Below are 23,880 nucleotides of genomic sequence, written 5' to 3'. Positions count from 1 at the left end.
AGGTGCTCGCTGGAGACGCCCAGCTGCGACAGCTGGCGCTCGCCCTGCACCAGCCAGCGGATCTCGCCTTCGGGCACGCTGATCTCGGCCAGCGCATGCACGCCGCGGCGCGCAAGCAGCGCGCGCACCCGGCCGCTGTCCTTGCCCGCGAACTGCACGCTGGTGGCTTCCCCGGCAATTTCAATGGAATCATCGCCCAGCGGCTGCACCGCGCCCGAATCCAGCGCAATGCACCACAGCCGCACCAGCGCATCGCCCTCTTCCAGCGTGCCCGAAAACACCAGCCAACGGCCATCGGGGGACCAGACGGGAAACAACACCTGCGCCTGTTGCGACGTCAACTGTCGGGCGTTGCTGCCATCCACGTCCATGAGCCAGACGTCGCTGCGGTGCGAGGCATCGACTTCCCGCGTACGCGCATAGACAATGCGCCGGCCATCGGGCGAAAGCCGGGCGCTGTTCACATTGAATGCGCCATCGGTGAGCTGCGTGGCCCGACCGCTGTCGACATCGACCGAGAACAGATGGGTTTCACTGTCGAGCTTGTAGCCCAGGCCGTCGGCTTTGTACGGCAGCTTCCAGATCACCTGCGGGCCGTTTCCGGGCGGGCTGCCGGCCTGGGGCGCGGCGCGCGCGCCGCGCAGACTGGGGTCTACGCGCAGCGACACCAGCACCAACAGCCCGCGGCCATCGGGGTTCCACTCGAAATCGCTGACGCTGCCGTCGAGGCTGCCGAGCTGGCGCGCCTCCCCGCCATTGCGCGCGATCAGGAACAGTTGGGTCGGTCCGGCCCGGTCGGACAGAAAAGCCAGCAGCTGGCCATCGGGCGACCAGCGCGGCTGGTGATCGAACGCGGTGCCGCTGGTCATCTGCCACGGAGCGCTGCCATTGGCCGGATAGATCCAGAGGGTGCTGGTGGATTGGCCGCTGGCCCGGTTCACGGCGCGGACGCTGCAGGCCGCAAGGCTTTGGTCCCAGGAAAAGCTCAGGTCGGAGATGGTTTGGTGTTGGAGCACGTCAGTGGCTTCAAACGGCTGGGGCATGGGCGGCTTTCTGAAAAGATGCGTTGCACTTCGCGGCAACCGGGCTGGCAGTGCTTGGCACCGAACCCAGCCCGAGCCTGGAAATTACGCTGTGCCCAAGGCGTACGAGGTCGGACAAGGCGCCGCTGTGCGCGCAGCCAAAGCCATCTCGTTGTCGCGCTGGGCGCTTTCAGTCCTCGCGCGCGCGTGGATAGCCTGCGTCCGCCCAGCGCTGCGCGGACGCGCGGGTGAGGCCATGGTCAGGCCGCACGCGCACCCGGGCCAGCTGGCTGCCGTCGGCCGCGGTGGCCGTGAGCGTCGCCGAGGGGTTGTCCTCATCGGGCTCGATATCGAGCGCCACGGTCACGCGCTGGCCGCGAACGTCGATCTCGATCTCCTTGTGCAACATCGCTTCCTGATGCTGCTCATGCCGGCGGATGATCTCGCTGGCGGTCTTCACCAGCGTGTTGAAGGCCGCGACGTCGAGTGGCTTGGGACTCTTCTTGTCGCGTCCCATGGTCCAGGGGCCGACCAGCGCGGGCTCCGTCTGGCCGTCCTGGGTCATCGATACCGCCCAGCCATCATCGTCTTCATTCTTGATGACGCGGGCTTCCCAGCCCTTGTGGTGCCAAAGGCGGTCTTCGAAGATGGAGAGGTCTTCATTCTCGGTTTCTGCGGACATGTCTGGAATTGAGGGTAGCGGTCAAATCCAAAGTCTATGTCTTTTTATACAGTTCTGTGCCTCTGGGTTTATCCGCGGCCCGGCAGGCGCATGCCGCCCGGCGCGCAAGCGGCCGGAAATGGCCGCTTGCACGGGAAATTTCCCAATCAGACCGCGGTGCGCACGTAATAGCGCCGCGGCAGGCACCAGGCAATGATGACGGCGCTGACCACCAGGGCCGCGGCCAGCGCATACAGTCCCATCGAGGCGCTGCCGGTCACATCCTTGACCTTGCCCACCATGTAGGGGCTGATCAGTCCGCCGAGCTGGCCTATGGAGTTGATCAGCGCGATGCCCGCGGCCGCGGCCATGCCCGTCAGAAAGCGCTGCGGGAACACCCAGAACAGGCCTATGGCCGAGATCACTCCCGTGGCGGCAATGGTCAGGCCCACCAGCAGCGCCGTCGTGTGCTCGCTGTACATGCCGCAGATGAAGTAACCCGCGCCGCCGAGCAAGGCGGTGAGCGCCAGGTGCCAGCGGCGCTCGCCCGTGCGGTCTGAGCTCCTGCCCAGCAGAATCATCACCACGCCGGCCACCAGGTAGGGAATCGACGAGATCAGGCCGATGGTGAAGGTGTCCTGCGTACCTGCGGTCTTGATCAGCTGGGGCATCCAGAACACCAGGCCGTAGATGCCGCCGGCCAGGCACATGTAGATCAGCGACAGGGTATAGGTGGCGGGCTCGCGCAGGGCGGCGCCGAAATGGTGGGCGCTGGCCTCCTTGGCGTCGCGGTTGACCATGTCGCTCCAGAACTTCTTGTCGCCGGCATTGAGCCACTTGGCATCCTTGATTTCATCGTCCAGGTGGAACCAGACAATGATGCCCAGCACGATGGACGGCAGGCCTTCAAGCAGGAACAGCCATTGCCAGCCGTGCAGGCCCATGGCGCCGTCGGTGAACTTCATGATGCCGCCCGAGATCGGCCCGCCGATGACGCCGCAAAAGGCGATGCCGGACATGAAGATGGTGTTGATGCGGCCGCGGCGCTTGGACGGAAACCACTTGGTGAAATAGTACAGCGCGCCCGGCACGAAGCCGGCCTCCAGCGCCCCCACCAGGAAGCGGATGAAATAAAAACCCATCTCGCTGGTGACGAACATGGTGCAGGCCGAGGCGATGCCCCAGGTCACCATGATGCGCATGATCCAGATCCGCGCCCCCACGCGGTGCAGGATCATGTTGCTTGGCACCTCGAACAGGAAGTAGCCGACGAAGAAGATGCTCGCCCCCAGGCCGTAGACCGCATCCGAGAAGCCCAGCTCGCTTTGCATCTGCAGCTTGGCGAAACTGATGTTCACGCGGTCCAGATAGGCCATCACCCAGCAAATCACCAGCAGCGGAATGAAGCGCCAGAAGACCTTGCTGTAGATCGCCTTCTCGCGTGAATCTTCCCCGGTGCTCACTCCACTTTCCATGTGCAGCGCAGTGCTCATAGCTTGTCTCCTTTATTGGTATGTCGCGCCGCTATGCTGCGGCGTGCGGATTGCTGTGTCGCGGATCGGGCGTTCAGTAGGTGGCGCGGCCGCCGGACAGGTCGAAGACCGCGCCGGTGGTGAAGGAGTTCTCGGCACTCACCAGCCAGCCCACCAGCGAAGCGATTTCATCGACCAGCACGAAGCGTCCGCGCGGAATCTTGGCCAGCATGTAGTCGATGTGCTGCTGCGACATCTGGTCGAAGATCTTGGTGCGGGCGGCCGCGGGGGTGATGGCGTTGACCGAGATGTTCTGGCCCGCGGTTTCCTTGCCTATGCTCTTGGTGAGCGCAATGACGCCGGCCTTGGAGGCGCTGTAGGCGCAGGCGTTGGGATTGCCTTCCTTGCCCGCAATGGAGGCGACGTTCACCACCCGGCCGTAACCCTGGCTCACCATGCCCTTGAGCAGCACCTTGTTGACGTTGAAGGTGCCGTTCAGGTTCACCTTGAGCACCTGCTCCCACTCCGCCTCGGGGTAGTCCACCGTGGGCGCGTTCGCGCCCGCAATGCCGGCGCTGTTCACCAGGATGGACACCGGCCCCAGCGCCGCCGTGGTGTCGGCCGAGGCGTGTTCCACGCTGGCCATGTCGGTGATGTCCGTGACCACGGTGTGCACCCTGCCCTGGCCCTGCAGCGCCTGGCGCGCCGCGCCCAGGGCCTCGGGGTCGCGGTCCCAGATGGCGACGGCGGCGCCGCCGGCGAGCAGTCGCTGCACGACGCACATGCCAATGCCCTGGGCGCCGCCCGTGACCACGGCCACTTTTCCGCTGAAATCGTATTGGTTCATGTGGCGCTCCTCAGGCCGCGACCACGCGCTGGCACTGCTCGCCCAGGCCGTCTATGCCCAGGCGCATGGTCTGGCCGGCGCGCAGGTACACCGGCTCGGGCTTGACGCCCATGCCCACGCCCGGGGGCGTGCCGGTGGAGATCACGTCTCCCGGATAGAGCGTCATGAAGCGGCTCAGATAGGCGACGATTTCCGGCACCTTGAAGATCATGGTCGCGGTGCTGCCGTTCTGGTAGCGGTGGCCGTCGACTTCCAGCCAGAGCTTGAGCTGGTGGGGGTCGGGAATCTCGTCCCTGGTCACCAGCCAGGGGCCGGTGGGGCCGAAGGTGTCGCAGCCCTTGCCCTTGTCCCAGGTGCCGCCGCGCTCGATCTGGTAGGCGCGCTCGGACACATCGTTGACCACGCAATAGCCCGCGACATGGTCCATGGCCTCATGTTCCTCGATGTAGGAAGCGGTTTTGCCTATGACCACGCCAAGCTCGACTTCCCAGTCGGTCTTGACCGAGCCGCGCGGAATGCGCACGTCGTCGTTGGGCCCGACCACGGCCGAAGTCCACTTGTTGAACACCACCGGCTCCTGGGGAATCGGCATGTTCGATTCGGCGGCATGGTCGGCGTAGTTCAGGCCTATGCAGATGAACTTGCCGATCTGGGCTACGCAGGCGCCCAGGCGCGGCTGGCCCTCGACCAGCGGCAGCCGGGACAGGTCCATGGCGCGCAGTTCCTGCAAGGCGGGGCCGGCCAGGAATTGGCCATCGATGTCCGCGGTCAGGCCGGAGATGTCCCGCAGGCGACCTTCGTGGTCAAGGATGCCCGGTTTTTCCGAGCCCAGGGGTCCGTAGCGCAACAACTTCATATAACGTCTCCATCTGCTTCATTGGGATGGAGCGAAGTTTAGAAGCCGCATAGGCGCTGACCCATGCGCAGATGGCTGCCCAGAGAACACAATGGAATCTCCAGACAAACCCGAACACGAAAATCCCCAGCTGGCCAGCCTGCATGCAATGGGCGGCCGGCTGAAGTTCAAGCAGCTCAAGCTGCTGATCGCCATCGAAGACATGGGCTCGGTGCACCAGGCCGCGGCGCTGCTGCACATGTCGCAGCCCGGGGTCAGCAAGGCCTTGAAGGAAATCGAGGACGCCATAGGCGCGACGCTGTTCGCGCGCACGCCGCAAGGGCTGGTGGCGACCGACATGGGCTGCTGCACGCTACGCTATGCGCGCCTGATGCTGTCCAGCCTGTCGCACATGCACCAGGAAATGCTCAACATCTCCAGGACTTCGGGGCTGCGCATTGCCGTGGGCACGATTGCCGGCGCGCTGGCGGCGGTGCTGGCCAATGCCTTGATTGCCTTCAACCGGCTGCACCCCGATGTCACGGTCGAACTGCAGGAGGGCACCAGCGCCGACCTGCTCGAAGGCCTGCAAAGCGGCGTGCTGGATCTGGCGCTGTGCCGCACTTCCGTGGCCAAGCGCACGGATATCTTCCATTTCGAATGGCTGCATGCCGAGGAAGTCGCGGTGGCGGTCTCGCCCATGCATGCCTTGAGCGGGACGCGCTGTGTCAGCTGGAAGCAGGTGGTGCAGTACCCGTGGATACTGTTTCCCGGCGACATGCCCTTGCGCACGCTGCTCGAGCGCGAAGCCGCGAGCAACGGCGTGGTGCTGGGCCTGCGGCCGGTGGAGACCGCCTCGACCTTTGCCACCGCCTTGCTGCTCAACAAGAGCCCCGAAATGGTGGCCCTGATGTCGCTCGAAACCCTGGAGTTCTTCGAAGCCCGCGGCACGGTCGCGCGCCTCGACTTGAAGGTGCAGGCCAATGCCGAACCCTATGGCATCGTCACGCGCGCCGGCGCCACGCAGTCCGATGTGCTGGCGGCGTTCAAGGACTGCATACGCCGCCAGGCGCGGTCCGCGGTGCGGCGCGGCAATTGAGCCGCGGCGCTCGAGCGCCCCGCTTCAGAAAAGCGTCTCGACCTCGCTGGCCAGGCGGTAGCCCGCGCCGCGTTCGGTGACGATCAGCGCCGGCCTGGACTGGTCGGGCTCCATTTTCAGGCGCAGCCGGCGGATCTGCACGTCCACGGTGCGGTCATAGACCTCGGCCTCGTGCAGCCGCGACATCGACAGCAGCTGGTCACGGGTGAGAACCCGCTGGGGCGCGCGGCACAGCGCATTCAACAGGCTGAATTCGCCGTTGGACAGTTCCACCGAGTGGCCATCGGGCGCGAGCAGGCGCCGGGTGCGCAGATTCAGCTCCCAGCCCGAGAAACGGAACGCGCGCCGCGTGTTGTCGCGCTCGGGCAGCGTGGCCTGCACCTGGTAGCGGCGCAGCACGGCGCGCAGTCGCGCCAGCAGCTCGCGCGGACTGAAGGGCTTGGTGACATAGTCATCAGCGCCCAGCTCCAGGCCCATCACGCGGTCGGCCTCCTCGTTGCGCCCGGTGAGCAGCACGATCGGCACCGTCGCGCGCTCGCGCAGCTGGCGCGCGAGCTGCATGCCGTCCTCGCCCGGCAGCTTCAGGTCCAGCAGCACCAGATCGATCGCCTCGCGGTCGAAGACCTCGAACATTTCCTTGCCCGAACTCCCTGCGCTGACCCGCATATCGTTCTTGCCAAGGTATTCGACCACCAGTTGGCGGATGTCGGGGTCGTCGTCGATGACGAGAATATGCGGGTCAATACGGGTGTTCATGGATCTCGGCGCTGTCAAAAGGCAGGGGCACGCAGCGTTGGCGGTACAGCCAGCAGGGCTTAGCGCATGGTAGCGCAAGCCCAGGGCGGTTCAGGCCGCCACGCCCGCACGCCCGCCGCATCAACGGGGCGATGATTGCGTGTCATGATGCCTGCCTGGTGGCCATGGTCGCAGTTCGCTGGCGTTTTGCCAGGCCCCTCTCATAGTCAATCCCTTGACCCCTTCTTGCACGGCCTGACCCGCCCACAGCGCATGGAACCCGAATCCGAGGCCAGTTCACGCCATCTTCTACGCCCCTGGTGGGTTGCGCTGGGCCTGTGGCTGGCGCTGGCGACCGTCACCTCCATCGGTCTGTGGCACCTGCGGCGCGACGCGGTGCAAAGCCAGTCGCGCGAGCTGAGCCTGCTGTCCCTGACGCTCACCGACGGCATAGAGCGCGGCCTGAGCGGCGCCGATGAGGGTCTGCACGCCTTGCGCGCCGAGCTGCAGGAGGGCCGGCTGTCGCTGGCCATGGCAGCGCGCAGCCGCGATGCGAGGCAGGCATTGCGCATTCGGGTCGGCCTGATGCCGCTGGTGGACACCCTGTGGCTGCTCGACGACGCCGGACACACCATCGCTGCGTCGGATCCCACGCCGGCCCCCGATTTATCAGTGTTCCTTCCCGCGCCCGACGCGCTGGCCGAAGGCGCGACCGCGTTGAGCCAGCCATTTGACGGCGCTGGCGACAAAGGCCCGCTGATTGCGATGGCCGTGCGGTTTCCCGCCACGGCAAGCGCGCCCGGCGGCTGGATCGTGGCGGGCATGCAGGCGAGCGCACTGCTGGGAGCGTTCAGCTCGGCCATACCGTCGACGGCAACGCGCGCCTGGGTGCTGCGCGGCGATGGCGTTCGGCTGACGAGCGTGAATGCGCTGGAACCCACGCTGGACGCCGCCACCGTGGCGCGGTACCTGGCCCAGCGTCCGGATCTGGAACTGCGCCGGTTCCAGGACGGCAGCGACAACCTGGTGGCCTTGCACACCGTGTCCCGCTACGGCGTCAAGGTGCTGATCTCGCGCGATCTGGACTCCGTTTTGGCGTCGTGGCGCCAGGCCGCGACCGTGTGCGCCGCCGCGCTGGCACTGCTGCTGCTGATCATCGCCGCGGCCGTCTATCTGGTGCAGTTGGCCGAGCGCCGCCGCGCCCAGGCGCAGCGCGCGCTGCAGGCGCAGATTTCCCGCGCCGCCAAGCTGGAGTCGCTGGGCACCTTGGCCGGCAGCGTCGCGCATGACTTCAACAACCTGCTGGCCGGCATCGTCGGCTTCAGCGAGATGGCCCAGGACGCAGCTCCCGCGGGCAGCGACCAGGCGCGCCACATCGACAAGGTGCTGCAGATCGCCTTGCGCGGCAAGTCCCTGGTCGAGCGCATCCTGACTTTCAGCCACGCGGGTGCCAAGGCCTCGGCGGTGTTCGAGCTGCAACCCGTGGTCGAGGAAGTGCTGAGCGTGCTGGCGGCGTCGCTGCGCGGCGGCATCGTGCTCGAACGCGTGCTGCAAGCGCCAGGCGCCTGCCTGCGCGGCGACGCCACGCAGGCCTTTGAAGCGGTGATGAACCTGTGCACGAATGCCATGCAGGCCATGCCGCAAGGGGGAATGCTCAGCGTGCAGCTCGAGCGACTGCAGGTTGCTGAGCCGCGCGTGCTGTCGCACACCCCGTTGCCGCCAGGCAGCTACCTGCGCCTGATTGTGTCCGACCAAGGCGGCGGCATCACGCCCGATGTCATGGAGCGCCTGTTCGAGCCGTTCTTCACGACCCGCGCGGCGCAATCGGGCACTGGCCTGGGCCTGGCGGTGGTGTTCGGCGTGGTCGCCGAGCTGGGCGGTGCCATCGATGTGCAGAGCAGACCGGGGCATGGAGCGCAGTTCACGCTGTACCTGCCGCAAGCCAGCGAGAGCGTGGCGGCCACGACGCCGGCTTCGCAGCAGCTGCACGCCGGCGCCGGACAGCGGCTGCTGGTGGTGGATGACGAGCCCGAACTCGTGGCCTTGACCAGCGAATTGCTCATGGGTCTGGGCTACGCGCCCGAGGGCTACAGCGATCCCGGCGCTGCCTTGCAGGCGCTGAACGACGATCCGCAGCGCTTTGCGGCCGTGATCACCGACGAGGTGATGCCGGGCCTGACCGGCACCCAGCTGACGCAGGCCCTGCGCCAGCGCGCACCGCATGTGCCGGTGCTGCTGGTCAGCGGCTATGGTGGCGCGCTGCTCGCCCAGCGCGCCGGCGCCGCGGGCGTGACGCGGCTGCTGGCCAAGCCGCTGCAGCGCGCCGATCTGGCGCGCGCACTGGCCGAAGTGCTGCGCTGATCGCGCCCGCGCCCCCCCCTGGCTGCAACCGCCGTTGCACCAGACTTTGCGCCAATGTTGCAAATGTCATCTGGCCTGGCGCGCATGTCATTCTCATGGGACGGACGGCGTCCACAGTGAACTCCACACACCGTACTTCAAGGAGTTCCATCATGTTCAACAGCACTTCCACCACCCGCCTTGTCGGTGCTCTCGCCGCTGCAAACGGCTACGTTCCCACGGTGTCCGCTGCCGCCGCCGAACCCGCTCCGGCCAACGCGGTCGCCGAGCTGCGCAAGGCGCGTGTCGAGATCTACTGCGGCCACAACCACCAGGCAGTGGCCGGCATCCGTGCGGCGCGCCGTCAGCTGCATGCCTCTTCGATCGCGAGCTCGTCGCCGGTTTTCGCCACACTGGACGAAGCATCCTGGCTCACGCGCCACGATCAGCATGTGCTGGCCGAGCACGCGCTCGACAAGGCATTGGACCAGTTGGCCATGGGCACGCACTGAATTGAGTCCAGCGATGGTGCCAGGCGGCGATGCGACCGATTCGCCGCGGCAGTTGCGCTCTCGAGGAATCATCATGAAACGCTTTTTGGTGGCTGCGTCCTTCGCAGTGCTCACATGCTCGGCTTTCGCCTTGCCGACCATAGGCGAAGTGCAGTCCGAAATCGGCAAGGGCCACTACGCGCGCGCCGAAGAAATGACGCGCGAGGTCGTCGCGGCCAAGCCCGACAGCGCCAGGGCACGCTATGTGCATGCTGAGATTCTTGCGCACAACCAGCGCTTTGCCCAGGCCGCCGAAGAAGCGGCCCAGGCGCGCAAGCTCGATCCCGGCTTGTCGTTCACCGACCCCGAGAAATTCCGGAATTTCACCCAGTTGCTGGCCAGGCAGCAGTCTCAAGGGACTGTTTCATCCGCCCCCGCCGCCGCTGCATACAAGCCTGCTCAGTTCGCCGGCGCCGCGCCTGCAAACCATGGGGGCGGACTGCCGACCTGGGCCTGGGCCGGCGCAGCGGGCTTGCTGGCCATGCTGGCCTGGCGCGCCCTGGGCGCGAGGCAGCAGGCGCGCCCGCAATGGCCGCCGGCCATGCCTGCAGCGGCGGGCCCGCTGCCCACGGGCGGCGCTGCGGGTGCAGCCGGCTTCAGCGGCTACGCGCCGGCGCCCGCGCCGCCCGCCACTGCCGCGGCCGGCAACGGCCTGTGGGGCACCGGCATGGCCCTGGCCGGCGGTGTGGCCGCGGGCATGCTGGCAGAAAAACTGTTCGAGGGACAGCGCGAAAGCGGTGGCGCCGCCGCACCGCTGCCGACCTACCGCGCGTCCGAACCTGGCGCTGTCGACGACCGGTCTGCGCGCGACGCCGCGGCGCAAGAGCTGGAGCAGCGCTCCATTGACATGGGCAACGGTGACGACTGGGGCGGCAACGACAGGGATACGTCAAGCGCCGACGGCTGGTGAGCGCCGGCGGGCGCAGCGGCCAGGGCCCGGCGCCTTGGCGTCTTCAGCGCGAAGGAGTCAGTATGAATGAAGATGACAGCATTGGCGAAGGGATCCGGGGCGCGGCGCGCGTCGAGGGCGCAGTGCAGTCCGGGTCGAAACCGCCCTGCGGCGATGCCAACGCAACGTCGCCGGACCTGCGCATCCCGGAGCTGCTCGCACAGGTATACGAGGCGGCGCCCGCGGTCGAGCGTTGCCACCTGCTCGAGCAGTTGCTGCAGCCTCTGGGCCTGCTGTCGCTGGCCGCAGTCGCCGGTGGCATCTTCGCCAACATCCGGCTGCGCTGCGGCTGGCAGCAGCTCGATGTCAGGCTGGACGACCTCCAGAACGTGCATGCGGTGGATGTCGCGGCGCTGGTCGATCACGCCCAGCAGGTGAGCGTGGAAACCGTCGATGGGCTGGCACAGATGCTTGTGTCCATGCCTGTTCTGTCGGGCTCGGCCACCGCCGCCTTGCTGGTGGCCATGCTGCTGCGGCGCGCCCGCTCGCGCCAGCCCACCCCTGCCGACACGCAAGATTGCTAGCGCCGTTCATGCCTGAACTTTCCCTGGTGCATCGCATGTTTCACGCCGCCCCCAAGCCCTTGCGCGCAGGCGCGCAAAATGCCCCGCACGCCGCGGTGGTGGCCGCGCCCGCGCAGACCCGCACGGGCATGGCCAGGCTGCTCATCCATGCGACGCCAGCCTGCGGTGATGAATGCGCAAGGCTGTCCCTGGTGCTGCGTCGCCTGCGCCTCTGGGCCATGGCCGCTGCACGCCGCCAGCCGCCCGCACTCAGCAGCCTGCGCATCGCCGACCTCGACGGCCGCCGCTATTTCAGCGCCGATGAGCTGCCCGCCGTCATCGACCTGCCGCTGCCGGCAGGCGTCTACGACATCACCGTGAGCCTTGGCAGCCAGCAGCGGCGCTACACCCTGGCGCTGGGCCAGGGAGTGGCTTTCCATCTGCACCTGCGCGGCGACTGAAACCACGAACTGCTGGTGGCGCCTGCCATCCTGGCCATTCCGGGGAAACCGCAACGGCGGCAACGGCCCGCACGCCGGCGCCATGGGCCAGACCGATGCAAAAGTGCAAACCAGCTGTCTTCGGCTCGCTCTGCGCCCCAGAGAAACCCTGATAATGCAGTCCGAAGCGCCGCGGTTGCGCACTACACGATTGAAGCGAATAAATGACCAAGCCCCTCAAGGAACTATTGGCCGAGCAGGCACGACTTGACGCCGCGATTGCCGCTGCGCGCAAGGAAGCATCCAAGCAAGCTCTGACCGAAGTCCTCCAACTGGTGAACGAGTTTGGTTTCACCGTCCAGCAGGTCTTCCCTTGGAAGCCGGTGGAAAAGAAAGCCGCGGCCAAATATCTGGACGAGAAGACCGGCGCCACCTGGAGCGGCCGGGGCAAGCCGCCCGCATGGATCGCCAGCAAGGACCGCGACGATTTCCTCATCGAACGTCCCCAGGCGCAGGACGGTCCCTTTTTGGCGCAGATGGCCGCCGCTGCGGCGAAGGACTAGCCGGCAGTCGTGGCGGCGCGCTGGCCTGCACCGAGCTCGCGCCATTTATCCGAACAAGCGGGAATTTGAGAACGGCCGCAGCCCAGGCCAACCCTTGGCTACTTGCAACAGCAAGTTACATCGGCATGCAGCTCCAACGGTTTATGGCAACATTTTCCCAAAGGAGTGCTGGATGACGAAACCTCAATGGAAGACTTGGAGCCTTGCAGGCCTGGCTGTTTTGGGCAGCGCGCTGGCCCATGCCCAGGCGCCGGCGGATCTGGCCGACCTGGTGGGCGCGCGCGGCGCGGGCGGCGAAACCCAGATGGAGGCGCGCGGCTATCAGATGGTGCGCGCCACGCGCGTGCGCGACCAGTCCTGGACTTTCTGGTGGAGCGATGTCCAGCGCGCCTGCGTGGCGGTGGCGACCTCCGACGGCCGCTATGCCAGCTTGCAGAGCGTGCCGGCGCAAAATTGCTCACCCGGCGGGCGCAGCGCCGAGGCGCCTCCCCAGCCCTACAGCTCCGAGGTCCTGACGCTGGTCTGCTACGGCCAGGGCCAGCATGCGACGTACTCGTCCCATTCGGGCTACGAGTGGGATGAGCGCCGCAAGCGCTATGAACCCATGCAGCGCATGGAATCGGGCACGGAACAGTTCCAGACCGGCGTGCAGTTCGACTTTCGCGGCAACACCGGACGGGTGCATTTGACGGGCAAGATGGTTCCGCCGCTGAATTCCGGCGGCAACGACGGCTGGTGGCCGCTGGAAGATGTGCAGATGGGGCCGGAGCGCATCACGGCGCGCTACCGCATCAATGCCTTGAACCGGCCGCAGGTGGAGATAGACCGGCAGACCGGCAGCGTCGAGATCAAGTCCTCGCCAGGCTTCAGCGGGCGCTGCGATCACGGCGACTGGGGAGCCGGCCGGCGCTTCTGAAGATGACCGCTGACAGCGCACAGGCGGCGCCCGCTGCGCCGGCCGCCGTATGGAAGATCCGTTTTTCGACCCTGCTGTGGGCCGGCTTGCTGTTGCTGCTGGTGGGCAGCTTGCCGGTGCTGGTCGGCGCATCCTGGCTGATTCTGCCCGTGCTGCTGCTGGCCGCGGCCGTTCTGGCCCTGCCCGTGGCCTGGATGCATCGCCAGCAACGCCGGCGCCATGCTTGGCTGCGCGGCTGTGGCGCGATTTTCTGTCTGCTGTGCGGCGCGCTGGCCATGCCGGTCTATTACCTCGCCATTGCCACCGAGGCACGCCCGGCCATCGTTCCCACGGTCACGCTCACCAACGGCCCACGCACCCTGGTGCTGCAGGGAATGCAGCATGTGGCGATGGAGCGCTTCTACAAGTCGGTGGTCTATGACCTCGAGCAGGCGCTGGCCGACGGCTATGTGCTGGCCTATGAAGGCGTGGCCAGAAGCGATCCGCAGTCCGACAGCTGGTTCGACAGCACACTGGGCGGCGGCCACGACCTGGGGGACAACTACCGGCAGCTGGGAAAGATCTGCGGCCTGGGCTATCAGATCGACTACATGGGACCGCTGGTCGCGGACGCCAAGGCCAGGCCGCAGCGGCATGTGACGATCGATGTCGACACGCGCGCGATGAAGCAGCAGTACGATGGCCTCATGGCCAGCGATGCCGCGTTTGCCGCGGCCATGCAGCGCCGCCAGCGGCAGGCCGCCAAGGATTCCGCCGATGACAGCGCCGACCTGTGGGCGCGCGTCATTGAATGGCAAAAATCCGGCAGCCCGGGCCAGGTGGCGCTGGCCGGCACGCTGTGCCGCGGCATCATGACCGAATTGATGCGCCGCGCCAATTCGCACCATGTCAGCGAGCCGCTGGATGCGGTGGTGCTCGACATGCGCAACCGCCACCTGGCCAGCGCCTTGATGGCAGATACCCGGCAGAAAATCTACGTCACCTATGGCGCGGCCCACCTGCCCGGAGTGATCGCGCTGCTGCAGCAGCAGCCGGGCTGGCAGCTGCAATCCGTCAAATGGATGCGCACCATCGCGGCGCCGGACGCGGTCAGCGGAACGCTTTAGCTCCTGCGTCACGGCCGCCGCCGCGCGGCTAGAACCCCGCGGCCAGGCCGTCGCGGCGCGGATCGCTGGCGAACTGATAGCCTTCAACGGCGGCATCGCCCATGCGCCAGATGAACTGGCCCGCGCCGAAGTCCTGGTAAGGGTCGTCGATGACTTCCAGCTGGTGGCCCAAAGCCTGCAGACCCGCGACCGTGGCCGGGTCCATGCCGGACTCGACATTGAGCGCCAGGCCCGCGTTGTAGCGCCAGCGCGGCGCGTCGCAGGCCGCCTGGGGCGACTGGCGGTAGTCGATCATGCGCACCAGGGTCTGCATATGGCCCTGGGGCTGCATGTTGCCGCCCATGACGCCAAAGCTCATCACCGGCTGGCCGTCCTTGGTCAGGAAGGCCGGAATGATGGTGTGGAACGGCCGCTTGCCCGGACCCACCAGGTTCGCGCGGTTGGGGTGCTCGGGGTCGGCGCCAAAGCCCCAGCCGCGGTTTTGCAGGCTGATGCCGAAGCTCGGCTCCACCACTCCCGAGCCGAAGCCCGAGAAGTTGCTCTGGATGAAGCTGACCATCATGCCGCTTTCATCGACCGCGCTCAGGTAGATCGTGCCGCCCTGCACCGGATTGCCGGCCTTGAAATCCTGGGCGCGCTGCGGATCGATGAGCTTGGCGCGCGCCGCCAGGTAGGCGTCGTCGAGCAATTGCGCGGGAGTCACTTCCATGCCGGCATCGGCCACATAGCGGTCGACATCGGCAAACGCCAGCTTCATGGCCTCGATCTGCAGATGCTGGGATGCCACGCCATCGAGCGGCAGGCTGGCCAGGTCGAAGTTCGCCAGAATGCCCAGCGCGATCTGCGCGGCAATGCCCTGGCCGCCGGGCGGAATCTCGTGCAAGGTGTAGCCGCGGTAGTCCTTGGCCACGGGCGTGACCCATTCGACCTGGTGGCTGGCCATGTCGGCCATGCTCAGGCAGCCGCCGTGCTGCTGCACAAACGACGTGACCGCGGCAGCGATCTCGCCCTCATAGAAGGCCTTGCCCTGTGTGGCACCGATGGCGCGCAGCGCACGCGCGGCCGCGGGAAAGCGAAACAGCTCGCCCACGGCAGGCGGGCGGCCCTGGGGCAGAAAGCTCTGGGCAAAGCCGGGCTGGGCCTGCAGCTCGGGCGCGCCCGCGGCCCATTTCTGCTGGACCACGGGCGGCACCAGGTAGCCGCGCTCGGCGATTTCGGCCGCGGGCTCCATCAGGCTGGCAAACGGCAGCTTGCCGAAACGCTCGTGCAACGCCACCCAGGCGCCGACCGCGCCGGGCACGGTGATCGAGTCCACGCCGCGGCGCGGGGGCTTGGCCTGGCGGCCATAGCGCTGCTCGAAGTATTCGGGTGTCCAGCCCTGGGGGGCGCGGCCCGAGGCATTGAGCCCGTGCAGCTGCGTGCCGTCCCACAGTATGCAGAACGCGTCCGAGCCCAGGCCGTTGCTGACCGGCTCGACGATGGTCATGACGGCGGCCGCGGCAATGGCCGCATCGACGGCATTGCCGCCGGCCCACAGCATGCGCAAGCCGGCCTGCGCACCCAGGGGATGGGAAGTCGACACGCCGTTGCGGGCGAAAACCGGCACGCGCACGGAGCTGTACGGGTTGCCGGGAGAAAAAGGAGCATTCATGGGAGTTCCTGACACGGGCTCTGGAAAATTCAGTCGGCGGAGATGCCCAGCGCCTTGATGTCGCGCGTCCAGCGCGTGAGCTCGCGGTCGATCTGTTCCTTGAACGTCTTCGGGTCGCTGCTCTCGGGCGTCAGGCCCTGGGCTTCGAGCTGGGCGCGCACATCGGGGCGGGCGATGATCTTGCGCACTTCCTGGGCCAGCTTCTCGACGATCACCGGATCGGTGCCGCCCGTGGTGAACAGGCCGTACCAGGAAGTGAAGGCGTAGCCGGGCAGGCCGGCCTCGGCCACCGTGGGCACGTTGGGCAGGGACTTCACGCGTTCCTTGGTGGTCACGGCCAGAATGCGGGTCTGGCCGGTCTTGGCCGAGCTGATCGCCGGTGGAATTCCCGAGAAGATCGCCTGGACCTGGCCCGCGGAGACATCGGCGATCGCCGGGCCGTTGCCGCGGTAGGGCACGTGCACCAGGTTGACGCCCGCCTGCTGCGCGAACAGCGCGCCGGCCAGATGCAGCGTCGAGCCGTTGCCCGACGAGGCGTAGTTGATGGTGCCCGGCTCCTTGCGCGCGGCATCGGTCATTTCCTTGACGGTCTTGTAGGGCAGCTTGGCGTTGACCAGCAAGGCGTTGCCCGATTCGGCCACCAGGCTGATAGGCTCCAGATCCTTGCGCGGATCGTAGGAAAGCTTCTTGGACAGCACCGGCGCAATGGTGTTGCTGCCAATCGAGCCCAGCAGCAAGGTATAGCCGTTCTTGGGCGACTTGGCCACGATGTCATTGGCCAGCAGGCCGCCCGCGCCGCCCTTGTTCTCGACCACCACGGTCTGGCCCAGGCTTTGCTGCAGCTCCTTGGCCAGGATGCGCGCGACGATGTCGTTGCCGCCGCCGGCCGCAAAGCCCACGAGGATCTTGAGCGGCTGCGAAGGCCAGGCATCGGCGGCAAAGGCCGGCGTCGCCAGGCCCGTGGCGCCCAAGGTGATCAAGGTGGCGCAGCGGGTGAAAAGCCGGCGGGACAGGTGTTCAAGCATGGAAAACTCCAGAATTAAGGCAGCGTGCAAGGGCTGAAGTCGCCGATTTTGATGATAGAAAGCGCTTTATGAAAGCTGGACTTTCTTCCGTCTCTTGAAAGAAAACCATTTATGCCAAGCCTGCGTATCCTGCGCACTTTTCTCGCCGTCACCACGGAAGGCTCGTTCACTGCGGCGGGGCACCGGGTGGGCCTGACCCAGGTGGCCGTGGGCCTGCAGATGCGCACCTTGGAGGCCGATCTCAAGCGCAAGCTCTTCACGCGCCAGGGCAAGCAGGTGGCGCTCAATGAGCAGGGGCGCGCCCTGGTGCCGATTGCCACGCAGCTGGTGGCGCTGTACGAGCAGGCCAAGCACGGCACCCAGGCGGATGCGCCGCTGGCCGGCACCGTGCAATTCGGCTCCATCGTCTCGGCGCTGAGCGAGCTGGTGCGCGCCACGCTGGAGCTCAAGCGCCATCACCCGGCCGTGGACCTGCATGTGGTCTCGGGCAAGTCCAGCCGGCTGATTGCCCAGGTCGAGAACCATGAACTCGATGCGGCCGTGGTGGTCAATGATCCGGCGCTCAAGCGCCCTTCCCTCGTGTGGACGCCGCTGTACGCCGAGCCCATGGTGCTGCTGACCGCGCGCTCCTCGCGGCTGGCCGAGCCCGCCACCATGGTGCGGCGCTACCCGTTCATCCGCTTCGACCACACCGAACACACGGGCGAGCTGGTGGAGCGCACGCTGCGCCGGCTGCGCGCCAAGCCCCAGGAGTTCATGGAGCTGAACTCCATCGAGACCATCGTGGAACTGGTGAGCGACGGCATGGGCGTGGCCATGCTGCCGCTGATTGCCAGGCATGGCTGGGACAAGAACCCGCAGCTGCGCGTGGTGCCCATTCCCCAGGCCGCCGAAAGCCGCCAGATCGCGCTGGTGCAATTGAGCACGGCGGCGCGCGCCGAAGTGGTCACCGCCGTGGGGCAGCAGCTCATGGCGGCGCGCGCGGCGGCGGCGTGAATTGCGCCCGCATTCACGCCGCGACACCAAGTTGCTCAATCCGCCCCCATCCTGGGCAATACTTGGGCCTCGATATCTGGAGGAGACAAACTTGATGATGCATAGACGCACCGTAATCGCCTTGGGCGCCTTGGGCGCCTTGTGCGGCGCGCTGGGCAACGGCCCGGCCATGGCCCAGGGCCTGGGCAACTGGCCCGCCAAGCCGATCACTTTTGTGGTGCCGCAAAGCCCCGGCGGAGCCAACGATGTGATTGCGCGCGCGGTCGCGCAGAACCTGGGCAGCACGCTGGGCCAACCCGTGATCGTGGAAAACCGCCCCGGCGCCAACGGCAACCTGGGCACCAGCCAGGTGGCGCGCAGCGCGCCCGATGGCTACACGTTCCTGGTGACCGCGCAAAGCGCCTACACGATCAACCCGGCGCTCTACTCCAAGGTGCCGTTCGACCCCATCAAGGACTTCACGCCCGTGATGCAGCTGGCGGTCGCGCCCTACCTGCTGGTGGTCAACCCCAAGTTTCCGGCCAGGACGCTGGACGAACTGGTGGCCTATGCCAAGGCCCATCCCGGCAAGGTGGAGTACGCCTCGGCGGGCAATGGCACGCTCAACCACCTGCTGGGCGAAATGCTCAAGAAGCAGCGCGATGTCAATCTGCTGCATGTGCCGTACAAGGGCGCGGCCGCCGCCGCCACCGATGTCGTGGCCGGCCAGCTGCCGGTGACGTTCGGCAGCTTTCCCGGCGTGATGCCGTTTGTGACCAGCGGCAAGCTGCGCGTGCTGGGTGTGGCCTCCGACAAGCCCACGCCACTGGCACCGGAGATTCCCGTGCTCAAGGAGCTGGCCGTGACGTCATGGTACGGACTGCTCGCTCCCGCGGGCACGCCCCAGGCCATCGTGGACAAGGTCTACGCCTCGATCTCTCAGGTGCTCAGCACGCCGGTGATGCACGAGCGCCTGAAGACGCTGGGTGCGGAGCCGGTGCAGTCCAGCCCGGCAAGCTTTGCCGCAGGCTTGCCGGCGGAACTGGCCCACTGGAAGAAAGTGGTCGACGCCTCGGGCGCGCGCATCGACTAGCCAGGCCGCAGGTTTGGGCCTGCGGCGCTTCAGGCTTTCGCCCCGGTCCTCAGGACGGTTCGGCGGCCTCGGCAATTGCCAGCTGCACTGCGGCGCAGGCCCGGGCCAGATCGGCAGGCAGTGCGCGGTCGGTGACCAGTACCTGCACATCCGACCACGGCAGGCTGGTGATCAGGCCGGGCGCTTCGAACTTGCTTGAGTCGGCCACGACGATCACGGTGCGTGCATGGAGGGCGGCCGCCTGCTTGAACTCGACTTCGAACGGGTCGAAATCCAGGCATCCACCGCGGGCGCTGAGCGCCGCGACAGATACCACCATGTAATCTGGATTCAATTGGGTCGCAAAGCGCAGCGCATTGGCACTGGCCAGTGTCATGTCGCTGCTGCGCAGGCTTCCGCCGGGCAGCAGCACCGTGTGGCGGTCGCCGCCCTGGGCCAGCGCCCTGGCGACTTCCAAAGACGGCGTGGCCACGGTCATGCCGCGGCGTTCCGCCAGCGCCTCGGCCACGAAGCAGGCCGTGCTGCTGTTGTCCAGCATGATGCTTGCCCCGTCGGGCAGCAGTCTGGACACCTGCCGCGCCAGGCGCCGCTTGACACCGACGTTGGTGCGCAGGCGCAGCAGAAACGGCGACTCCTGCATGTCGCGGTGCAGGCTCACGCCCCCATGGAATTTCTCCACCATGCCGTCGTCGGCCATGGCCTGCAGGTCGCGCCTGACGGTCTCGCCCGAGACACCCAGGCGCAGCGCCAGCTCACCCGTGGTGATCGACGGCGTGGCGCGGAGGATTTCGATGATGCGCTCATGGCGCGCACTCAGAATGGGTGTAATGCGCATGGATTCAGGCCCGGCAGGCCAGCAGCGCGCCGGACTGCGCATCGAACAGGCGCAGCCGCGACAGCTCGGGCGTGAGCACAATGGCCTGCTCGGGCAGCAGCGGCGCATCGGCTTCGGTGCGCACCAGCACGTCGGCGCCGTCCACGCGTATCTGCACATAGGCTTCCGCGCCGAGGCGCTCGACGCGCTGCACCACCCCTGGCCAATGCAAGGCACAGGCCGGCGTTCCAGCTGGGCTGGAGAGCGTCAACTCCTCGGGCCGCAAGCCCAGCAGCGCGTCAGGGCGCAGCGCGGCCGCGCCGAACTGCTCGCCAAGCCACGCCTGTGCCTGGCCTGTGCGCTGCGGCACCGGCAGGAAGTTCATCTGGGGCGAGCCAATGAACGCAGCCACGAAACGATCGGCGGGCCGGCGGTAGACCTCCATGGGGGCTCCGACCTGGCGCAGATGGCCGCGGTCCATCACCGCGATGCGCGTGCCCAGCGTCATGGCTTCGACCTGGTCGTGGGTCACGTAGACGATGGTGATGCCCAGCTCGGCATGCAGCCGCTCGAGCTCGCCGCGCATGTGGCTGCGCAGCTTGGCGTCCAGATTGGACAGCGGCTCGTCGAACAGGAAGACCTTGGGCTTGCGCACCAGCGCGCGCCCTATGGCCACGCGCTGTCGCTGTCCGCCGGAGAGCTCGTTGGGCCGGCGCTGCAGCAGTTCGGTGATCTGCAGCCGCTGCGCGGCTTCGTTGACACGCTGGTCCACTTCGCTGCGCAGCAGATTGCTGGTGCGCAGCAGGCCGAAGGCCATGTTCATGTACACGGTCATGTGCGGGTACAGCGCATAGGACTGGAACACCATGGCGATGTCGCGTTCGTGCGGCTCGGCATGGGTGACATCGCGCCCGCCTATCAGCAGGCGGCCGGCGCTGATGTCCTCCAGCCCGGCGATCATGCGCAAGGTGGTGGATTTGCCGCAGCCCGACGGGCCGACCAGCACCATGAACTCGCCGGCCTGGACCTCGAGGTCTAGCTGGTCCACCGCGACGTGATCCGGATAGCGCTTGCTGATGCCTTGTAGGGAGATGGCAGACATGGTTTGAATGGTAATGGGGAACAGAGTTACTTCAGGCCGGCATGCATGAAGCTGGAGACAAAGCGGCGTTGGAAGATCACGAACACCAGCATCAGCGGTGCGCTGACCAGCATGGTGGCGGCCATGAGGCGCGGCCAGTCGGCGCCGCTGTCGGCCTTGGCCAGCAGACCCAGGCCTATGGGCAAGGTCCGCACGGTCTCGCTATTGGTCACCAGCAACGGCCACATGTAGTCGTTCCAGTGCGTCACCACCGAGATCATGCCGAAGGCGATGAGCGTGGGCTTGACCAGCGGCAGATAGACATGCCACAGCGTGGCCCAGTGGCCGCAGCCGTCGAGGCGCGCGGCGTCGGCCAGCTCCTGCGGCACCTGGCGAAACGCCTGGCGCAGCATGAAGGTGCCGTAGCCGCTGGCAATGAACGGCACCATCAGCGCCCACAGCGTGTTCATCAGGCCGAGCTCGCGCACGGTGATGAAGTTGGTCAGGAAAGTGGCGTAGATCGGAAACATCACCTGCAGCAGGAACAGGCCGAACAGCAGGTCGCGCCCCGGAAAGCGCAGGCGCGCAAACGCGTAGGCGGCCAGCGTGATGGTCGTGAGCTGGGCCAGCAGAATGCCCGCCGTGACCAGCAGGGAGTTGAGCAGATAGGTGCCGAAAGGCGCGACCGACAGCGCCGCAGGATAGTTGCTCCACTGCAGGACCTGCGGCCAAAGCCCGGCGGCCGGATCGAAGATCTCGACCCGGGTCTTGAGCGAAGTGAGCAGCATCCAGGCCAGCGGACTGAGCCACAGCAGCAGCGCCGGCACCAGCACCCAGTGCATCCAGCGCGAACGCGCGAAAGGTCTGAAAGAAAGCATGTTCAGCGTCCCATGTAGTGCACCCGCCGGCCCAGCGTCGCGGCCACGATGGCAATGAGGCCGCCGACCACGAGCAGCAGGATGTTGGCGATCGCCGAGGCGCTGCCTATGTCCTGGAACTGGAAGGCGTTCTGGTAGATGTAGAAGGTGAGCACGTTGGTGGCGTCGGCCGGCCCGCCCTGGGTCATGACGAACACATAGTCGAAGATCTGGTACGAGTGCAGCACGCCTATGACCACCACGAAGTACAGCGTGGGCGAGATCAGCGGCACGGTGATGTGCACCAGCTGGCGAAAGCCCGACACGCCGTCGAGCCGCGCCGCCTCGTAGAGGTCGCGCGGCACGAGCTGCAGCGCCGCGAGCAGGATCAGCATGAAGTAGCCCGCATATTTCCAGATGCTCATGAAGATGATGGCCGGCAAGGCCCAGTGCGGGTCGTAGAGCCACTCGAGCTTGGGCAGGCCCAGCCAATGCAGGAGGCCATTGATGGGGCCGTAGCCGGGTGCATACAGAAACACCCAGACCATGCCGGCCGCCACCGAGGGAATCATCACCGGGTAGAAGAAGGTCGAGCGGTACAAGGCCGTGCCGCGCAGCCCGCGGTCCAGCGCCACGGCCAGCAGCAGCGCCAGCGCGATCGAAGCCGGCACCGTGATCACCATGTAGACCACGGTGTTGCGCAGCGACTGCCAGAACAGCGGGTCGTGCCACAGGCGCTTGTAGTTCTCCAGGCCCACGTAGAAGATTTCCGTGGAGCCCAGCTGCACATCGAAGAATCCGTACACCGCCGAACGCAGGATGGGCCAGTAGGTGAAAGCTCCCAGGAACAGCAGCGAGGGCGCGAGCATCGCCAGCGCAGTGAGCAGCTCGCGCCGCCGTTGGCGGCGCGTCGCCGCATCCGGGGGCGCGCAGGGTTTGGCGAGTGACGGATTCATCGTGGCTTCAACCGCGGCGGCGCGACAGGCGCTGGATCTCGAGATTGGACTTGGCCGTGGCCTCGCGCAGCGCGGCATCCGGCTTGATCTCGCCTATCAGCGTGCGGTCGATGGCGCCTTGCAGGTAGCTGCGCACCTTGTGGTAGCCGGGCACCTGCAGGAAGGCGCCGGCGACTTCCGCCGTCACGAACGCCGAACGCGACTCGGGCACCTTGGCCACATGGGCCTTGAGCGCCGGCGTTTCCCAGGACGATTTGCGCGCCGCGAGATAACCGGTGTCTATGCACCACTGGGCCTGGTTGGCGGTATTGGTCATCCAGCGCGCGAAGGTCCAGGCCGCGCGCTTGTGGGCGTCGGGCTGCTTCTTCGCGATCAGGATGGGGCCGCCGCCCATGGTCGAGCCCAGCTGCCTGCCCTTGGGCATGGGCGCCACGCCCACGGGAAAGGAGGCCGACTTGAGGATGTTGGTCATCGAGCCCGTGGAGTGATAGAGCATGGCGGTGCGCCCGGCCATGAAGTCGTTGGCCGAGCTCTCCCAGGTCGACGCCGCGGGCATGTGGCCGGCCTTGACCATGCGCAACCAGAACTCCAGCGCGTGCACGCTCTCGGGCGCGTCGAACGCGACCTTCTCCTTGGTCCAGAACACCAGGCCGTTCTGGCGCACGAAGCTCTCGAAGATCCAGTCGTGCCAGCCGCCGCCAATCGTCAGCCCCCATTGCGCCGTGGCGTCACCGTTGCGCACCGTGAGCGCCTTGGCGCTGGCTTCGAGTTCGCTCCAATTGGCCGGTGCGGCCTTGAGGCCGGCTTTGGCAAAGGCCGCCTTGTTGAAATAGACCACGGGCGTGCTGCACTGGAACGGCAGGCCGTACAGCTTGTTGTCGGACATGCAGGTTCCCAGAAATCCCGGCAGGAAGTCCTGAAAAATGTCGTCGGCCTTGGCCAGCGCCGTCACGTCCTCGAGCGCATCCATGTTCAGGAAGGTGGTGAGCATGGAGTTGATCGGCAGCCAGCTGGCCGGCGGATCGCCCACGCCCAGCGCGGTCATCACCTTCTGTTCGGTGTTGTCGTAGCTGCCCGCGTAGATGGCTTCCACCTGGATGTCGCTGTGCGCGGCATTGAAGCTGCTGATCATGCCGGACACCAGGCGGTTGATGTCGCCCGAGACGCCCACGGGGTACATGAAGGCCAGCTTGACCTGCTGCTGGCCGCTGGCGAATAGCGGCATGCCGCCCAGCATCGCGGCGGCCGACACGGCCGCACCGCTCCTGAGCAACTGGCGACGCTGGGAAGACAAGGCCGGGGGAGACACAGCGGGGTTCGAATGGCGCATGGCATGGTTCCTTCAGTACAGAGGAGGGACAACAACTGGGAAAACTCAGCCCGTATGCT

General features: G+C 66.7%; 23 protein-coding genes and 1 pseudogene. 11 read left to right on the top strand and 13 right to left on the bottom strand.

All coding sequences use genetic code 11. The features are described 5' to 3' along the window. From RR928_RS12455 to RR928_RS12435, 5 genes and pseudogenes are all read right to left on the bottom strand, one after another. Nucleotides 1–1,016: pseudogene (locus RR928_RS12455) on the bottom strand (S9 family peptidase); the annotation flags it as partial. A gap of 196 nt (nt 1,017–1,212) precedes the next feature. Then, nucleotides 1,213–1,704, bottom strand: coding sequence for a hypothetical protein (locus RR928_RS12450; RefSeq protein ID WP_332682715.1), 492 nt, complete (start codon nt 1,702–1,704; stop codon nt 1,213–1,215). Between the two features lie 146 nt (nt 1,705–1,850). After that, nucleotides 1,851–3,176, bottom strand: coding sequence for an MFS transporter (locus tag RR928_RS12445; protein ID WP_442881486.1), 1,326 nt, complete (start codon nt 3,174–3,176; stop codon nt 1,851–1,853). Nucleotides 3,177–3,249: 73 nt separating this feature from the next. Then, entirely contained in the window at nt 3,250–4,002 is a 753-nt protein-coding gene (locus tag RR928_RS12440; protein WP_332537509.1) for an SDR family NAD(P)-dependent oxidoreductase, read from the bottom strand. Between the two features lie 10 nt (nt 4,003–4,012). Then, a complete protein-coding gene (locus tag RR928_RS12435) occupies nt 4,013–4,858 on the bottom strand; it encodes a fumarylacetoacetate hydrolase family protein (protein WP_332537510.1) in 846 nt (281 codons plus the stop codon). Nucleotides 4,859–4,949: 91 nt separating this feature from the next. On the opposite strand from RR928_RS12435, the gene RR928_RS12430 reads away from it, so the two are divergent. Further along, on the top strand, nt 4,950–5,936 hold the full coding sequence (locus RR928_RS12430) for a LysR family transcriptional regulator (RefSeq protein WP_332537511.1): 987 nt from the start codon (nt 4,950–4,952) through the stop codon (nt 5,934–5,936). A 24-nt stretch (nt 5,937–5,960) separates the two neighbouring features. Here the strand turns inward: RR928_RS12430 and RR928_RS12425 are convergent, their stop codons facing one another. Next, nucleotides 5,961–6,692, bottom strand: coding sequence for a response regulator transcription factor (locus RR928_RS12425; protein WP_332537512.1), 732 nt, complete (start codon nt 6,690–6,692; stop codon nt 5,961–5,963). Between the two features lie 252 nt (nt 6,693–6,944). Between RR928_RS12425 and RR928_RS12420 the strand changes: the two genes are divergently transcribed. The 8 genes from RR928_RS12420 (at nt 6,945) to RR928_RS12385 (ending at nt 14,039) form a co-directional block, all read left to right on the top strand. Next, nucleotides 6,945–9,032: an ATP-binding protein gene (locus RR928_RS12420; protein ID WP_332537513.1), complete on the top strand. Its 2,088-nt coding sequence runs from the start codon at nt 6,945–6,947 to the stop codon at nt 9,030–9,032. Nucleotides 9,033–9,184: 152 nt separating this feature from the next. Continuing rightward, nucleotides 9,185–9,523 carry a hypothetical protein gene (locus RR928_RS12415; RefSeq protein WP_332537514.1) on the top strand — a complete coding sequence of 113 codons (339 nt, stop codon included), beginning with the start codon at nt 9,185–9,187 and terminating at the stop codon, nt 9,521–9,523. A 73-nt stretch (nt 9,524–9,596) separates the two neighbouring features. Continuing rightward, complete coding sequence (locus RR928_RS12410) at nt 9,597–10,472, top strand: tetratricopeptide repeat protein (protein ID WP_332682711.1); 876 nt, start codon at nt 9,597–9,599, stop codon at nt 10,470–10,472. 62 nt (nt 10,473–10,534) lie between these two features. After that, on the top strand, nt 10,535–11,035 hold the full coding sequence (locus RR928_RS12405; protein WP_332682709.1) for a hypothetical protein: 501 nt from the start codon (nt 10,535–10,537) through the stop codon (nt 11,033–11,035). 8 nt (nt 11,036–11,043) lie between these two features. Then, nucleotides 11,044–11,475 carry a hypothetical protein gene (locus RR928_RS12400; protein WP_332548281.1) on the top strand — a complete coding sequence of 144 codons (432 nt, stop codon included), beginning with the start codon at nt 11,044–11,046 and terminating at the stop codon, nt 11,473–11,475. A gap of 203 nt (nt 11,476–11,678) precedes the next feature. Beyond that, complete coding sequence (locus RR928_RS12395; protein WP_332537518.1) at nt 11,679–12,017, top strand: H-NS histone family protein; 339 nt, start codon at nt 11,679–11,681, stop codon at nt 12,015–12,017. A 172-nt stretch (nt 12,018–12,189) separates the two neighbouring features. Continuing rightward, nucleotides 12,190–12,933 (top strand): hypothetical protein, encoded by a 744-nt coding sequence (locus tag RR928_RS12390; protein WP_332682706.1) that lies wholly within the window; start codon nt 12,190–12,192, stop codon nt 12,931–12,933. A gap of 2 nt (nt 12,934–12,935) precedes the next feature. Next, nucleotides 12,936–14,039, top strand: a complete 1,104-nt coding sequence (locus tag RR928_RS12385; RefSeq protein ID WP_332682704.1) for a hypothetical protein — start codon at nt 12,936–12,938, stop codon at nt 14,037–14,039. Nucleotides 14,040–14,067: 28 nt separating this feature from the next. Here RR928_RS12385 and RR928_RS12380 read toward each other — a convergent pair whose 3' ends face one another. Together RR928_RS12380 and RR928_RS12375 are read right to left on the bottom strand one after the other, a co-directional pair. After that, the gene (locus tag RR928_RS12380; protein ID WP_332537521.1) at nt 14,068–15,690 is read right to left on the bottom strand and encodes a gamma-glutamyltransferase family protein; all 1,623 of its coding nucleotides are present in this window, start codon (nt 15,688–15,690) and stop codon (nt 14,068–14,070) included. A 29-nt stretch (nt 15,691–15,719) separates the two neighbouring features. Beyond that, nucleotides 15,720–16,715 carry a Bug family tripartite tricarboxylate transporter substrate binding protein gene (locus tag RR928_RS12375; RefSeq protein WP_332537522.1) on the bottom strand — a complete coding sequence of 332 codons (996 nt, stop codon included), beginning with the start codon at nt 16,713–16,715 and terminating at the stop codon, nt 15,720–15,722. A 111-nt stretch (nt 16,716–16,826) separates the two neighbouring features. Between RR928_RS12375 and RR928_RS12370 the strand changes: the two genes are divergently transcribed. Next, on the top strand, nt 16,827–17,711 hold the full coding sequence (locus RR928_RS12370; RefSeq protein WP_332537523.1) for a LysR family transcriptional regulator: 885 nt from the start codon (nt 16,827–16,829) through the stop codon (nt 17,709–17,711). Between the two features lie 94 nt (nt 17,712–17,805). Then, nucleotides 17,806–18,783 (top strand): Bug family tripartite tricarboxylate transporter substrate binding protein, encoded by a 978-nt coding sequence (locus RR928_RS12365; protein ID WP_442881487.1) that lies wholly within the window; start codon nt 17,806–17,808, stop codon nt 18,781–18,783. A gap of 49 nt (nt 18,784–18,832) precedes the next feature. Here RR928_RS12365 and RR928_RS12360 read toward each other — a convergent pair whose 3' ends face one another. From RR928_RS12360 to RR928_RS12340, 5 genes are read right to left on the bottom strand one after another with little or no spacing between them, the layout of a single operon-like run. Further along, the gene (locus tag RR928_RS12360) at nt 18,833–19,618 is read right to left on the bottom strand and encodes a DeoR/GlpR family DNA-binding transcription regulator (protein ID WP_332537524.1); all 786 of its coding nucleotides are present in this window, start codon (nt 19,616–19,618) and stop codon (nt 18,833–18,835) included. A gap of 4 nt (nt 19,619–19,622) precedes the next feature. Continuing rightward, entirely contained in the window at nt 19,623–20,699 is a 1,077-nt protein-coding gene (locus RR928_RS12355; RefSeq protein WP_332537525.1) for an ABC transporter ATP-binding protein, read from the bottom strand. 26 nt (nt 20,700–20,725) lie between these two features. Further along, entirely contained in the window at nt 20,726–21,556 is an 831-nt protein-coding gene (locus RR928_RS12350) for a carbohydrate ABC transporter permease (RefSeq protein WP_332537526.1), read from the bottom strand. Nucleotides 21,557–21,558: 2 nt separating this feature from the next. Beyond that, nucleotides 21,559–22,491 carry a carbohydrate ABC transporter permease gene (locus RR928_RS12345; RefSeq protein ID WP_332537527.1) on the bottom strand — a complete coding sequence of 311 codons (933 nt, stop codon included), beginning with the start codon at nt 22,489–22,491 and terminating at the stop codon, nt 21,559–21,561. 7 nt (nt 22,492–22,498) lie between these two features. Next, on the bottom strand, nt 22,499–23,821 hold the full coding sequence (locus tag RR928_RS12340) for an ABC transporter substrate-binding protein (RefSeq protein WP_332537528.1): 1,323 nt from the start codon (nt 23,819–23,821) through the stop codon (nt 22,499–22,501). Nucleotides 23,822–23,880: the final 59 nt, after the last annotated feature.

The organism is Comamonas sp., from assembly GCF_036666375.1.
Classification (GTDB): domain Bacteria; phylum Pseudomonadota; class Gammaproteobacteria; order Burkholderiales; family Burkholderiaceae_C; genus Comamonas.
This window is presented reverse-complemented; position numbering and strand designations above follow the sequence as displayed.

Bases quoted from the DNA above. Each gene is read 5' to 3' on its own strand.
- RR928_RS12410 (WP_332682711.1), top strand. From the start codon at position 9,597: ATGAAACGCTTTTTGGTGGCTGCGTCCTTCGCAGTGCTCACATGCTCG.
- RR928_RS12390 (WP_332682706.1), top strand. From the start codon at position 12,190: ATGACGAAACCTCAATGGAAGACTTGGAGCCTTGCAGGCCTGGCTGTT.
- RR928_RS12385 (WP_332682704.1), top strand. From the start codon at position 12,936: ATGACCGCTGACAGCGCACAGGCGGCGCCCGCTGCGCCGGCCGCCGTA.
- RR928_RS12440 (WP_332537509.1), bottom strand. From the start codon at position 4,002: ATGAACCAATACGATTTCAGCGGAAAAGTGGCCGTGGTCACGGGCGGC.
- RR928_RS12350 (WP_332537526.1), bottom strand. From the start codon at position 21,556: ATGCTTTCTTTCAGACCTTTCGCGCGTTCGCGCTGGATGCACTGGGTG.
- RR928_RS12395 (WP_332537518.1), top strand. From the start codon at position 11,679: ATGACCAAGCCCCTCAAGGAACTATTGGCCGAGCAGGCACGACTTGAC.
- RR928_RS12345 (WP_332537527.1), bottom strand. From the start codon at position 22,491: ATGAATCCGTCACTCGCCAAACCCTGCGCGCCCCCGGATGCGGCGACG.
- RR928_RS12450 (WP_332682715.1), bottom strand. From the start codon at position 1,704: ATGTCCGCAGAAACCGAGAATGAAGACCTCTCCATCTTCGAAGACCGC.
- RR928_RS12340 (WP_332537528.1), bottom strand. From the start codon at position 23,821: ATGCGCCATTCGAACCCCGCTGTGTCTCCCCCGGCCTTGTCTTCCCAG.
- RR928_RS12365 (WP_442881487.1), top strand. From the start codon at position 17,806: ATGATGCATAGACGCACCGTAATCGCCTTGGGCGCCTTGGGCGCCTTG.
- RR928_RS12360 (WP_332537524.1), bottom strand. From the start codon at position 19,618: ATGCGCATTACACCCATTCTGAGTGCGCGCCATGAGCGCATCATCGAA.
- RR928_RS12405 (WP_332682709.1), top strand. From the start codon at position 10,535: ATGAATGAAGATGACAGCATTGGCGAAGGGATCCGGGGCGCGGCGCGC.
- RR928_RS12380 (WP_332537521.1), bottom strand. From the start codon at position 15,690: ATGAATGCTCCTTTTTCTCCCGGCAACCCGTACAGCTCCGTGCGCGTG.
- RR928_RS12425 (WP_332537512.1), bottom strand. From the start codon at position 6,692: ATGAACACCCGTATTGACCCGCATATTCTCGTCATCGACGACGACCCC.
- RR928_RS12355 (WP_332537525.1), bottom strand. From the start codon at position 20,699: ATGTCTGCCATCTCCCTACAAGGCATCAGCAAGCGCTATCCGGATCAC.
- RR928_RS12375 (WP_332537522.1), bottom strand. From the start codon at position 16,715: ATGCTTGAACACCTGTCCCGCCGGCTTTTCACCCGCTGCGCCACCTTG.
- RR928_RS12430 (WP_332537511.1), top strand. From the start codon at position 4,950: ATGGAATCTCCAGACAAACCCGAACACGAAAATCCCCAGCTGGCCAGC.
- RR928_RS12370 (WP_332537523.1), top strand. From the start codon at position 16,827: ATGCCAAGCCTGCGTATCCTGCGCACTTTTCTCGCCGTCACCACGGAA.
- RR928_RS12420 (WP_332537513.1), top strand. From the start codon at position 6,945: ATGGAACCCGAATCCGAGGCCAGTTCACGCCATCTTCTACGCCCCTGG.
- RR928_RS12435 (WP_332537510.1), bottom strand. From the start codon at position 4,858: ATGAAGTTGTTGCGCTACGGACCCCTGGGCTCGGAAAAACCGGGCATC.
- RR928_RS12415 (WP_332537514.1), top strand. From the start codon at position 9,185: ATGTTCAACAGCACTTCCACCACCCGCCTTGTCGGTGCTCTCGCCGCT.
- RR928_RS12445 (WP_442881486.1), bottom strand. From the start codon at position 3,176: ATGAGCACTGCGCTGCACATGGAAAGTGGAGTGAGCACCGGGGAAGAT.
- RR928_RS12400 (WP_332548281.1), top strand. From the start codon at position 11,044: ATGCCTGAACTTTCCCTGGTGCATCGCATGTTTCACGCCGCCCCCAAG.